The sequence below is a fragment of the Phenylobacterium sp. genome, from assembly GCF_030697925.1.
Classification (GTDB): domain Bacteria; phylum Pseudomonadota; class Alphaproteobacteria; order Caulobacterales; family Caulobacteraceae; genus Phenylobacterium.
Genome location: NZ_JAUYOJ010000203.1, coordinates 83,755 through 95,043 on the forward strand (window position 1 = coordinate 83,755; position 11,289 = coordinate 95,043).

Consider the following 11,289-nt stretch of genomic DNA (forward strand, 5'->3'; position numbering starts at 1 on the left):
GCTCATCGCGGTCCGTGCTTGAGGGCCAAATGCAGTGTCGCCTTCATGACATGCTTTTCAATGGTGCTCCTCGAGCAGCCATAGAGCGTGGCGATGTCCTGCTGCTTCATATTCTCCAGCCGGAAGAGGATAAAGATATCGCGCGTCCGTTCGCCGAGTTCATCGAGCGTGCGGAGGACCTCGGCCAAGGACTCCCTACCCAGTAAGACGCGCTCAGGGGTAGAATCCTCCACGCATACCCCGTGGAATTGCGAGACGAAATCCTCGTCGATCGCGACCTGCTCGCCGCGCCGGGCCGACGAACGGCGTCGATCCCGCAGCAGGTTTGTTGCGACGCGGAAGACGAAGGCGGCGGGATTGGCCACATCCTCCCGCTCGGCGCCTTGGACCAACCGGAGGAAGACCTGCTGGGTGAGGTCCTCGGCTTCGGCGCGATCATCGACGCGACGCAGGAAGAAGCTCATCAGCGGCCGCCGGAAGCGCGTGTCGATCTCGGCTTTCCGAAGACCGGACAAGTCAAGACCGCGCGTCGTCTGCATCTTCGAGCCTCGATGACTACGAAGCTACAAACGTCGATGCAAATGGTGCGCGGTCAAGGTGGTATTTGCAGGAAAATATCTACTAAAGGGTGTAGTTTTAACCAAGTATCTACCAGCGGGGGACGCTTCCGAGTCCCTCAATCTGAGATTGACACCCTCTTGGATTTAAACATTTCATAACACACCACTTAAGCAACCTGAAGGTCGTCCCACCAGGACCTCACCGGACTTTGGCGTAGGTCAGCGCGGCCTGACGCAATGCGATTGCGCGCCCAGAAAGCACGCTGGGCGTCCATCCAGGACTTGCCACAACTCCTGGTTGGGTGTGTAGTTTTCGGGCATGAGCAGGCCATCAAACCATCTGGGGTCGCGCATCGTCGATCAGCTTGGCGAGATACGGCGCGTCCTTTGGCAGGCGGGCGATCGCGCGACCGCCGCTTGGCTTGGTGGGGCTCTCTGCCTTGTCATCGCGGGCGGCCTGGCGGTGGGGTTCGCGCCGCTGGCGCTCAAGCACATGGTGGACTTGCTTGCGGAAGGCGGGCCACCGGCGGGGAGCGGACAAGTCCTCACGCTGGTCACGCTCTATGTCGGCGCGCTGTTCGTCCAGCGGCTTTGTGAGCAGGCGCAGACCTACGCCTACGGGCACGGCGAGCAACGCCTGACCCGCCGCCTGGGCAGCCAGGCCTTCGCCCACATGCTGGCCTTGCCGCTGCGGTTCCACCTCGACGGCAAGTCAGGCGCGTTGGCCCAGACCCTCTCGGAGGGTGTCTTGGGCGCGCGCCTCATCCTCATGCACGTCGTCCTCACCGTCGCTCCCGTGCTTGTCCAACTCGGCGTGGCGGGGGCGGTGATGGGCGCGCTGTTCGGTATCCAGACGGGCGTGGTGCTGCTGGTCGCGCTAGGAGCCTATGCCGGTGTCTTCGCCTGGGGGGTCCTGAGGTTGGACAGTCCCGCGCGGGGCTTCTCCGCCTCCCAGATCGAGGTCGGCGGCGCCACTGCCGACAGCCTCATGAACGTGGAAGCCATCAAGGCCTTCACCGCCGAGCGGCGCTTCGTGGCCCGGTACGATCAGATCCTCGGCCAGAGGGAGGGCCAATGGCGGCTCTTCCTGTGGCGCCGATTGGAGAACGGGGTCGCCGTCTCGGCCGTCTTCGCCCTGACGGTGGGCGCAGCCCTCCTGATCGGCGGGCGCGACGTGGCCGCGGGCCAATTGACCCTCGGCGATTTCGTGCTGCTCAACGCCTACCTCCTGCAGATCCTGAGGCCGCTGGAAATGCTGGGTTTCGCGGTGCGCGACATGGGCCAGGGCCTGGCCTATCTCGACAACCTCCTCGCGATCCTGCGGCGCGCGCCAGAGGGCGAGCCGGACGAGCCCGATCCGCTCCCTGCCCCACCCCCTGATGGACCAGCCGAACTCGTGTTCGAGGATGTCTCCTATGCCTTCGGGCCCGACCGGCAGACATTGCGCGCCGTGAGCTTCCGCGCCCCGCCCCGCGCCCTGATCGGGATCGTCGGCCCCTCCGGCGCAGGCAAGTCCTCGCTCCTGCGCCTGATCCTTCGCTTCTACGAGCCCACCCAAGGACGGATCCTGCTGGATGGCCGGCCCATCTCCGAGTTCCCCTTGGCGAGCCTGCGCCGCCAGATCGCGCTCGTGTCGCAAGACACGATCCTCTTCAATGACACCATCGCGCAGAACATCGCCGTGGCGATGGAGGGCGCGGACGAGGCGGCGATCGCCAGGGCCGCGGCGGTCGCGCGGCTCTCCGACCTGCTCGCGAACCTGCCGGAGGGCCTGCAGACCCAGGTGGGCGAACGCGGCCTCAAGCTCTCCGGCGGCGAGAAGCAAAGGGTGTCCATCGCGCGCGCCGCCCTGAAGGGCGCGCGGTTGGTCATCTTCGACGAGGCCACCGCCGCGCTTGACACCGCCACTGAGCGCGCGGTCTGGGAAGCCATGAGCGGGCTGGCCCAGGAGGCCACGACCCTCGTCGTCACCCACCGGCTATCGACCGTGGCCGGCGCTGATGAGATCCTCGTGCTCGACCAGGGCGTCATCGTGGAACGCGGACGCCACGAGGACCTGCTCGCGGAAGGCGGGCTCTATGCGCGCCTATGGCGCGCCCAGGACCGCGAGGCCGCCGACATCGCGGCCAAGGTCGATCTCGCCCCCTCCCCCTAGAGCGAGCCGACAACGGCCTTATAGTCTGTAGCTTGCCGGTCGGTCTTGAACTGACCGGCCATCGGCCGAGCCTAGGCCCTCAACGCGCGAGCCTAGGCTCCCGCCCGGGCCTCGGCTTCGGCCTCCGCGGCTTCGACCTCTTCCAATGCGGCCTTCCCCTCACCAAAGGTGACGATGCTGTCTGGCAGTCCGATCAGCAGCAAGGGGCACGGATTGCCGACGCCGCGGCGCACGCGGTCGTCGAGCTTGCGCCAGTGCGTCGTGGCCTCGCCGAACTTGTCCGACACGAACTTGTCGACGAAGGCGTCGCGGAAGGTGATGGCGCTCCGCGCCCGCACGATCCGCTGCTCGATCGCCACCTTCTGCCGAGGGGTCGGCTGGTAGCCCCATTCTGCGAGGGCCGCCAGGTCATCGATCCCGCGCTCATCGAGGAAGCGCCGGACAAGCGCGCGCATGTTCCCATGCAGGCTCGTGCCCCGTGTGACGATCACGCCAACCGAGATCGCGCCGTCCGCATGCAGGCGCTTATAGTTCTCGAGGTCGCGGTCGTAGAACGGGTCCTTGTTGTTCCACTCGATCTCCAGGGCGATGCGCTGTCCGCCGTCGAAGTCGCGGACATGGTCGACCTCGTGGGACTGGCTCTCGCGCGGAACGCCGTTGATGCGTTTCTCGATCGTGAATGTGGTCTTGAGCCAGCCCAGGGCGGCCAACGCCCGGCGGAGCCGCTGCGTGCCCCGCGACTCCCCGCCCCCGCCGGCGATGATCTCCTCAATCGGGATCGTGGTCGAGAGCAGCGCTGTCTCGAGCTCCTCAGCCGCTGCCGGGAAGTCCACGCCGAGGATAGCCTTCGCGTGGCTCTGGAACTCCACCTGGAAGCCCCGCTCAAGCAGCCTCTCGAACACCTTCAACCCCCCCAGCCTAGACGTCGGGCGACGGTGGCCCGAGTCGGGCATATCCAGGAATCGCCGGACCACTCCGCCAAGCACCGTTGATGCGGTCCGTCCGGGTCCGGACCTGGGCGCGCAGACGCCTGCTGATTGGTGGTCATAACCCCTGCCCCACGCCGTCGCGGTCGTCCCCGACGAGGCCAGGCCTAGGCCGCCGCCCGGGCCTCATCGTGCCAGGCAAGCCCGTTGAACCAATCGGCGACGAGGAACCCGCTCAGGACGCGCAGGGCGTTGCGTTCGAGCTTGCCCTTGTTGGGCAGCTTGCCATCGCCCGCCACTTCATCAGCGACCACCACCACATAGCGTTGCGCGTCGGCGACGATCGTGGCCCCGCCCTCGGCGAGCAGTCGATCATGCACCTTTTCGGCCAGGCCGCCCAAGAGGTCGACCACCTCGAATGGCCCGACCCCGTCAGTGCGGTGGTTCCAGACCCGTTGCAGCCGCATGGGATCGGTGCGTCCCAGCTCGGCCGCAGCCTCGCGGAAGGCGCCGGAGAGCGCCCTCAAGGCCGCGCCCACCGGGGTCTCCTTGAACTCGTCCCAGATCGCGCCATCGAACTCCACCTCGCGGACGTCCTTCGACGACCCGAAGAAGAAGCGCAAGTTCCACCCCGCAGCGTCCTCGTCGAAGGCGTTCGAGAGCTCGAAGCGCATCCCGCTCTTGAAGCGGAGCCCCGGGAGGGCCGCGCGGAAGCTCCGCTTCACGGGATAGGTGCGCCCCTCCCTGTCCGGCAGGGTGACTGGAGCCGCCGCCGCTGGCAGCTCGAGCTGGCCCTTGGCCTGCTCGAGCCCCTGGAACACGTCGGGCGAGACGCCCTGGGCCGCCAGCGCCAGCAGATGGGTGAAGGTCGGCGGGATGGCGTTGCCGATCATCTTGGCCTTCTCGGCGAACGACCTCCCATAGAACTGGTAGGTGATGGGGAAGCCCTGCAGGCAGCCTCGCTCGCGGATCGTCAGGCGCCGGAAGGCGCCCGCGACGCGCGGATCAGCGATCACGATGCTCTCACGTGACACGCGCGTGCAGGTCGCAGTCACCGTGCGCGCCGGTTCGTCCATCGGATCGGGGAAGGCCATGTTGTTGTAGACCGGATGGTAGGCCTTGGCCTCCCGGTTCATCCGCAGCTCTTCTCCGTTGAGCGCGGCCTCCGCCTCCATCTCCGTGAGCTGGTTGGCGGCAAGCGATGCGCCCCAGACGGGATCGATGACGACGTCCTTCGCCGCCAGGGCCGCGACCACCCCGCCCAGGGTGGGCTTGCCAAGCTTCGGCTGGAAGGCGCGCACGAGCTCGAGCGGGATGTTGCCGGCGATGCAACGCCGCCGGGCCTGGGGCGCCCCGAACTCGGAGAAGTCCACCACCTCGATCAGGGGGGCCAGGTGACGGAACCGGTAGAGCCCATGCTTGGGGTCGGCCAGGCCCTGCTCCAGGACGTCGGCGACGCGGGGCACGTTCTCCAGCGCCCACCACCGCGGCTTCAGGTGGTCGACGACCTCCAGGAACTTCACCAGGTCCTTCAGGCCCTCGGAGATATCGCCGCTGCCGCCGCGGTTGGCGTAGGAGAACTCGGTGCAGGGCGGGCTGCCCACGACGAGATCAATGCCGCTGGGCAGGTCAGACAGGGCGAGCTTGCGGATGTCGACGGGCGCCAGCGTCCCGCCGTGGTTGCCATTGTGCGTGTCGATGGCCGGCTGCCACCACTCGTACGATGCAACGACCTCCACGCCCGCCAGGCGCAGGCCAAGGCTCCATCCCCCGATGCCTGAATAGAGGTCGATCGCCCGCATGCACCACCCGCCAGGGCGCGACTCGCACCCGATCATTTCGTGAACATCCGACACTACCGGACCTGCCGCGAAGGGCAAAATGGGGGTCAGGCCATCTTGCCGCGGTCCGCCCTGGTCGATCCGACGAAGGCGGTGAGCCGCTCGCCCACCGACACGGGATTGCGCGTTTCGCACTCCCAGACCACCAGGACGTCCCAGCCAAGTTCTGCAGCCTTCGCCAGGTCGCGTTCGTCGCGGGCGCGGTTGCGGTCGAACTTTTCCTGCCAGAAGGCGCGGCGGGTCTCGGGCACGTGGGCTAGCCGGCAGCCCACGTGCTGGTGCCAGAAGCAGCCATGGACGAAGATCGCCTTGCGCCGCCCCGGGAAGGCGATGTCGGGCCGACCGGGAGCCGCCTTCCATTGCAGCCGGTAGCGATAGCCCGCAACGTGCAGCAGCCGCCTCACGATCCACTCGGGTTTGGTGTCCGCACCTCGGATGCGCGCCATATGCGCGCTGCGGGCTGCTGCGGTCAGCTTGTCGGCCATGGTTGGGACTTAAGCGGTCAGGCGCCGCACTCAACCTGGCCAAGTTGCCGCGCCCATCGTGGCGCCCCGTCATCCGGACGGGCCAAGATTGGACGGGGCCGGTCCACCAGCTCGCAGCTGGCGGGGATGGTGCGGAGGCGAAGCCCCATTTTCGAGCCAAGACCTCGTCGCCTCGCATCGTGGGCCGCCACAATGGCCGTCCAACCCCATGCGTGCGTCTTCGACCTCCTACAGAGCACGCGCGCCACTTAGGGGAGTCTATGGAGGGAATAACTCTGGGAGGCTGTATGATGTCTTCGGGTTGTTCAGCCCAAGGTGATTGCGACTAGTATCGGCATTGTCCCGATCGGATGTGTGACGGAGTGGATTTCATGGGTGGGTGCTAGCTCTCTTTGGGCGATCAAACCGAGTTCGGACGGTTGCATGGTGAAGCGCTTCCTAGCCTTACTCGATTGGTGTCTACGAGGGCGCGGATATAGCGCCTCCGTCGCCGTCGCCGCGACGGGACCCAGCGCAACGTCCTCGATCCTGTGCTGGAGGATTGGGCCGTTCAGGTCGCCAGCCAGTCTCCGAGCGTGGCCTGGTTCACGCCGACCAGGATCATGCGATGCCCCCCGCCAAGGTCGACTATCGCGTCTCCAGCCTGGAAGGTGAGGACGTAGGTCTGGCCGGGCGCCTCGAAGAGCACCCTGTCGCCTTCGGCGCTTGAGAAATCGACGATCCGGTCGACGCCGGCTTCCGCGATCGCATGGAAGACGTCCGCGCCGGCTCCGCCGGCGATAGTGTCATCGCCACGATCTCCCGAGAGCCAATCGTCGCCGCTCTCCCCGGCCAGCGTGTCGTTGTCCTGACCGCCGCGCAGGACATCCCGGTCCGCACCGCCCAGGAGCGTGTCGGCGCCCATGTTGCCATGGACGACGTCGATGCCTGCGTCGCCGAACAGCAAGTCCTCGTCCTTGCCGCCGACCACCCAATCGGGTCCCTCGCCGCCATAGAGCGTGTCGCGGCCCATATTGCCGTGCATGTCGTCGAAGCCGGAGCCGCCCACGAGGAAGTCCGAGCCTTCCTCGCCGCGCATGAAATCATCGCCGTCGCCGCCGGACAGGCTATCGTCGCCTGCGCGGCCATGGACCACGTCGGCGCCCTTGTCGCCCCAGATGGTGTCGGACCCCGAGCTGCCAAAGACGGTGTCTTCCGCCTCGCTGCCAAGCACGCGCTCTATGCCCGTGATCGTGTCGTCACCGAAATATCCGCTCGTCGTCCCGGCGCCCAGGTCGGCAGTCGTGTATCCGATGAGATACAGCGTATCGAAGCCGGCGCCGCCATCCAGGACGTCGTTCTGGGGCCCGCCCTCCAACTGGTCATCTCCGGAGCCCGCGACAATGGTGTCGGCGCCGCCGTCGCCCCTGAGGGTGTCGGCGAAATCCCCGCCGCGCATCGAGTCCGCGCCGTCGCCGCCGCTGACGACGCCATCGACCCTGCCGCCTTGGCCGTCATAGGTATCCTTGCCGCGGCCAAGATTGACCGAGCCGACCACCAGCCCGCTGTTTCGGAACGAGCTCCAGGAGTCCCCAAGGTGCACCATCCCGCGCATCTCGCCGCTGTTGGCGAACGCTTGGATCGGCGTCTGCTCGACGGGCGGCGAGGCCTGCATCGGTCGTACGAGCAGCGCGTAGTCACCCTCGATCAGGCCGCTGTTGGAGAAGCTCACGCCGGCGTCGTTCGCCGTCCCCGTCTCCAGCATGACGGCCGCAGAATGCCTCTGCGGATCGAGGTCGCTGACGCGGATCGTCCCGGAGTTGTTGAAGGTGCCGCCAAACCCAAACATGTACACGGCTTCGGTATCAAACCGGCTTGTCAGAGCGATTGAGCCGCTGTTGGCGAAATGCCCCTGGTTCATTATGCGCACGCCATAGGCCTGGTCGGCGTTGACCGTGATCGTGCCGCTGTTCTCAACCCGCAGCGGGCCATCGAACTGGCTGTCCGAGGAATAGGTGGTGATGGCTGAAGCCCCACCCTGGCTGGTCAGTTGGATCGTTCCGCGGTTGATGATGTCCGGTCCCCAGGAGCCGTTGTAGACCCCCTGCCCCCAGGCGCTCCCCGTCGTGGTCACCGCCAGGACGCCGGTCGGCTCGATGACGAATTGTCCCTTGGAGCCCGGCCAGTCGCCGATATAGGCGGCCGCAAAATAGCCGGGTCCGGCGCCGGTGCCCACGGGTCCGCTGGCGGTGACCTCTATCCGCCCGCCAATGGACACGTCGAATGCGCTCCGATCAGCGCTCCATTCGACATGCAGGCCGTCCTGTTGCTGGAACTGCAGCGTCGCGCCCGCCGCCAGGGTGTATGGGCCAATCACAAGTAAGGTCGGCACGGGAACTCCAGGACGGCGAACTGCAGGACGATGACGCCGAGCCGGCGGATAAGACCGCCATTGCCAAGCTCGTACAATTCAAACTTGTGCCACCGGCTTGCGCGACCACCCCCACGCCCGCTCCGCCCGTCCCTTAGGACGCGGCTCGGAACCGGGGCTGGGCCTTCCGGCGCCCCACGCGACTTCAAGGCGCCTGCGCCCTCGTAGGAGGGAGGGGCAAGGGCGCCGTGAGAAGCGAAATCTATTCCGACGTCAGTAGCGACGCTGCTGACACACCCAGCGCGTCAGCAATCCTACCAATATTGTCGATCGACACGTTGGTCTCTGCTCGCTCGACAAATCCGACGAACGTTCGGTGAAGACCCGCTACGTCCGCGAGGGCCTCTTGGCTAAGACCGCGCTCCTTACGGATACGACGAACTTTCGTCCCAAAGACTTTCCGGAGTTCATGCTTCTCGGCACCCGACATGCCAGAAGCGTTGGTTCTAGACGTGTATACGTCGACAGCATATACATAGCATATTGCGTTGGAGAGAGTTCGATGCCGCCCATCCCAAGAGTCAGGGGATCACGTCAGCTTGACCTTCACCTGGGGCTTCGAGTGCGGGCGCGGAGGAAGGAGGCTGGCTTGAGTCTTGAGGCACTAGCGACGGACTTGGGGATAGCCTATCAGCAAGTTCAAAAGTATGAGACCGGGGCCAATCGGATCAGCGCCTCAACGCTCTACGAAATTGCTCGAGCCCTACGAACACCGGTGACGTACTTCTACGCGGGGCTGCCCTCTGCGGGAGAGCATTCCGTTGGTTTCAGCGCCGCAGCTCGGATCGACGCCGTCCTGGCGACGCCTGGAGGTCGCGAACTCGTGGATGCCTACCTGTCCATGCCAAGGCAGCTGCGCCAGCCGTTCGTCGCGCTGGCCCGCGGCGTCGCCAACGATGACAGCCTCCCGGAAACGCCGCAGGCAATCCGTTTGCCGACCTGGCGCTAGGACGAGCTGCGCCGACCGGCCGCTTGGCCTCCCGCCTTGAGCGGCGCGATAAGGCGGGTGATCCACTTGGGGGCGGGCCAATGGGCGTCCAGCGGCGGCCGGTCGACCGATAGTTCGATCGACCTGCGACGGACTGTCGCCACGGGCTATGGGAACTTGAGCCTTTGAGCCTCGACGTTGGCGCGGGCGATGAGCGCCGGCAGCCGTGAGAGGACCTGGCCTTGATGCGTCCTTGACACGTCGATGGCCCGCACTAGGTCCCCCGCGGTCACGGCGGCTGCGATACCGCGAAGGGCGTCGATCGTGGCACGACGATGGTCGAGGACCTCAAGGTCCATGCGGCGGACCAGCCGCGTCCGGTCGGCCGCATTTCGGATGATGGCCCGCACGGTGGCGTTGCCGGCGACATTCGCAAGGTCACTGTATAGGAGGTGTAGGTCCTCCACATAGGTCTCGGCGGCTGCTTGTGGTTCTCCGTCGAGCCCTGACGATACGCGCCGCTCCAGCCTCCCGAAGCCTTCGCTGATGGTCGAGCCGGCCGACGGGCCCGCCAATTCCACGGAGGATACATAGAGGATCATGAGCAGCTGGTGCAGGTCGCTTTGCTCGTCCACCGTCCAAGGCTTGGTGAAATAGCCCCGGCTTGCCTCGGCCCGGATGAAACCTTCCGCCGCGAGCCGGACCAGCGCGTCGCGGACAGGCGTGACGCTGATCTGGAAATGGCCGGCCAAGTCCGTTGGCGACAGCCGCCGGCCCGGCCGAAGCTGGTTGCGGATCGCCAGGCGTTTGAGGTGCTCATAGGCCGAAGCCGATTTGCTGAGCACGCCGGGCGATCCTGTGAAGTCGTCCATCAATCCGACTCTCCGGACTAGGTCGTGGCCCCAAGGCGAACTTCACTCTACGGTTGTGGTTAAGGTCAAGCCTTTTCGGCCTCAAGCGTCTCTCTTCAAGTAAATGTGACGCTATATTCACGGATTTCTGCGCTGTATCGGCCTATGGCAGAAATCAACTTGGTGTCTAGAATAGATAGGTGGATTCGTGCGTGGACACTTGCTGAAGATATTTGAAACAACCACGCTGCAGACTCCGCAAGGAGTTTGCATAACGAGGTTTCCCAGCCAGTCATGGGCAAGGCTGCCGGGCAGCCCGCACGGTCCGCGTCGTTTTTTATTCAAAATCCGTGAGCTCGACATTGACGTCCGCGCCCAATGGCACAATGTACACTCGTACAAGTTGAATTGCGAGTCATTCTCGACATGCACCCCTTGGAAAGCGACACCGGCCGAGGCCGCCGGGTGCTCTCAGAAGCGATCCGTGCCGTGCGCAAGCGACGGCGGCTCAAGGTGGGTGACGTGGCGCAGCGGATGGACCTGGCCCGGCGGTCCTATGAGTATTTCGAGGCCGAGGGTTCGCTCGACCTCACCCGTCTCCAGCGCTTCGCCGAGGTCACGCGCAGCGACGCCTACGCCATCCTGTTGAGCATCCCCCTCGGCTCCCCGCAGTTTGCAGCGCGGTGCGCCGACAACAAGATGATGACCACATTCCTGACCCTGGCCCGGGAGTTCGACCTGCGACTCGGCGACGACATCGCCAGGCTCGGGACGGAGTCCATCACTCGCGCCTTCGCCACCGCATTTCGGGACCTTGAGAGCTTAGCGCGAGGCGACGGCAAGGCGTGAGCGTGGGCCGTTTCCAAGCCGCCCGCGCGGCCTCCCGGGCGCGCGGCGTCCGGTTGACGCCACGTCAGCTGGAGTGCCTGGCCTTAGTGCGGGCGGGCAAGGCATCGGCGGAGATCGGCCTCATCCTGGGGCTCTCCAGCCGTAGCGTCGACACCTATATCGCCTCGGCGTGCCTAAGGCTTGGCGTCTCCAAGCGCAGCCAGGCCGTGCTCGTCGCCGTGCGGCTCGGACTACTATAGTAATTCTACGATATTGAAATCGCGCGACTTTTGATCAATCTTGTC

The 11,289-nt window shown here is 65.7% G+C and carries 11 protein-coding genes; 4 read left to right on the plus strand and 7 right to left on the minus strand.

Annotated elements, in window-relative coordinates; translation table 11 throughout:
- Positions 1 to 2: 2 nt before the first annotated feature.
- Complete coding sequence (locus Q8Q88_RS19770) at positions 3 to 539, minus strand: RNA polymerase sigma factor (RefSeq protein ID WP_305676900.1); 537 nt, start codon at positions 537 to 539, stop codon at positions 3 to 5.
- Positions 540 to 879: 340 nt separating this feature from the next.
- Between Q8Q88_RS19770 and Q8Q88_RS19775 the strand changes: the two genes are divergently transcribed.
- Positions 880 to 2,715 (plus strand): ATP-binding cassette domain-containing protein, encoded by a 1,836-nt coding sequence (locus Q8Q88_RS19775; protein ID WP_305676901.1) that lies wholly within the window; start codon positions 880 to 882, stop codon positions 2,713 to 2,715.
- A 92-nt stretch (positions 2,716 to 2,807) separates the two neighbouring features.
- On the opposite strand, the gene Q8Q88_RS19780 is transcribed toward Q8Q88_RS19775, so the two are convergent.
- The 5 genes from Q8Q88_RS19780 to Q8Q88_RS19800 all read right to left on the minus strand — a co-directional run bounded on the left by Q8Q88_RS19780 (position 2,808) and on the right by Q8Q88_RS19800 (position 8,807).
- Positions 2,808 to 3,617 carry a BglII/BstYI family type II restriction endonuclease gene (locus tag Q8Q88_RS19780; protein ID WP_305676902.1) on the minus strand — a complete coding sequence of 270 codons (810 nt, stop codon included), beginning with the start codon at positions 3,615 to 3,617 and terminating at the stop codon, positions 2,808 to 2,810.
- A 191-nt stretch (positions 3,618 to 3,808) separates the two neighbouring features.
- Positions 3,809 to 5,443 (minus strand): DNA cytosine methyltransferase, encoded by a 1,635-nt coding sequence (locus Q8Q88_RS19785; RefSeq protein WP_305676903.1) that lies wholly within the window; start codon positions 5,441 to 5,443, stop codon positions 3,809 to 3,811.
- An 86-nt stretch (positions 5,444 to 5,529) separates the two neighbouring features.
- Positions 5,530 to 5,967 (minus strand): very short patch repair endonuclease, encoded by a 438-nt coding sequence (locus Q8Q88_RS19790; protein ID WP_305676904.1) that lies wholly within the window; start codon positions 5,965 to 5,967, stop codon positions 5,530 to 5,532.
- 550 nt (positions 5,968 to 6,517) lie between these two features.
- A complete protein-coding gene (locus tag Q8Q88_RS19795; RefSeq protein WP_305676905.1) occupies positions 6,518 to 8,338 on the minus strand; it encodes a calcium-binding protein in 1,821 nt (606 codons plus the stop codon).
- Between the two features lie 241 nt (positions 8,339 to 8,579).
- A complete protein-coding gene (locus Q8Q88_RS19800; RefSeq protein WP_305676906.1) occupies positions 8,580 to 8,807 on the minus strand; it encodes a helix-turn-helix domain-containing protein in 228 nt (75 codons plus the stop codon).
- 72 nt (positions 8,808 to 8,879) lie between these two features.
- Between Q8Q88_RS19800 and Q8Q88_RS19805 the strand changes: the two genes are divergently transcribed.
- Positions 8,880 to 9,326, plus strand: a complete 447-nt coding sequence (locus tag Q8Q88_RS19805; RefSeq protein ID WP_305676907.1) for a helix-turn-helix domain-containing protein — start codon at positions 8,880 to 8,882, stop codon at positions 9,324 to 9,326.
- 146 nt (positions 9,327 to 9,472) lie between these two features.
- On the opposite strand, the gene Q8Q88_RS19810 is transcribed toward Q8Q88_RS19805, so the two are convergent.
- Complete coding sequence (locus Q8Q88_RS19810) at positions 9,473 to 10,177, minus strand: GntR family transcriptional regulator (RefSeq protein ID WP_305676908.1); 705 nt, start codon at positions 10,175 to 10,177, stop codon at positions 9,473 to 9,475.
- A gap of 405 nt (positions 10,178 to 10,582) precedes the next feature.
- On the opposite strand from Q8Q88_RS19810, the gene Q8Q88_RS19815 reads away from it, so the two are divergent.
- Positions 10,583 to 11,005: an XRE family transcriptional regulator gene (locus Q8Q88_RS19815; protein ID WP_305676909.1), complete on the plus strand. Its 423-nt coding sequence runs from the start codon at positions 10,583 to 10,585 to the stop codon at positions 11,003 to 11,005.
- A 2-nt stretch (positions 11,006 to 11,007) separates the two neighbouring features.
- Positions 11,008 to 11,244, plus strand: coding sequence for a helix-turn-helix transcriptional regulator (locus Q8Q88_RS19820; protein WP_305676910.1), 237 nt, complete (start codon positions 11,008 to 11,010; stop codon positions 11,242 to 11,244).
- Positions 11,245 to 11,289 lie beyond the last annotated feature (45 nt).

Coding starts and splice junctions, on each gene's coding strand:
- Q8Q88_RS19770 (WP_305676900.1), bottom strand. CDS start 539: ATGCAGACGACGCGCGGTCTTGACTTGTCCGGTCTTCGGAAAGCCGAG.
- Q8Q88_RS19775 (WP_305676901.1), top strand. CDS start 880: ATGAGCAGGCCATCAAACCATCTGGGGTCGCGCATCGTCGATCAGCTT.
- Q8Q88_RS19785 (WP_305676903.1), bottom strand. CDS start 5,443: ATGCGGGCGATCGACCTCTATTCAGGCATCGGGGGATGGAGCCTTGGC.
- Q8Q88_RS19790 (WP_305676904.1), bottom strand. CDS start 5,967: ATGGCCGACAAGCTGACCGCAGCAGCCCGCAGCGCGCATATGGCGCGC.
- Q8Q88_RS19800 (WP_305676906.1), bottom strand. CDS start 8,807: ATGTCGGGTGCCGAGAAGCATGAACTCCGGAAAGTCTTTGGGACGAAA.
- Q8Q88_RS19805 (WP_305676907.1), top strand. CDS start 8,880: ATGCCGCCCATCCCAAGAGTCAGGGGATCACGTCAGCTTGACCTTCAC.
- Q8Q88_RS19810 (WP_305676908.1), bottom strand. CDS start 10,177: ATGGACGACTTCACAGGATCGCCCGGCGTGCTCAGCAAATCGGCTTCG.
- Q8Q88_RS19815 (WP_305676909.1), top strand. CDS start 10,583: ATGCACCCCTTGGAAAGCGACACCGGCCGAGGCCGCCGGGTGCTCTCA.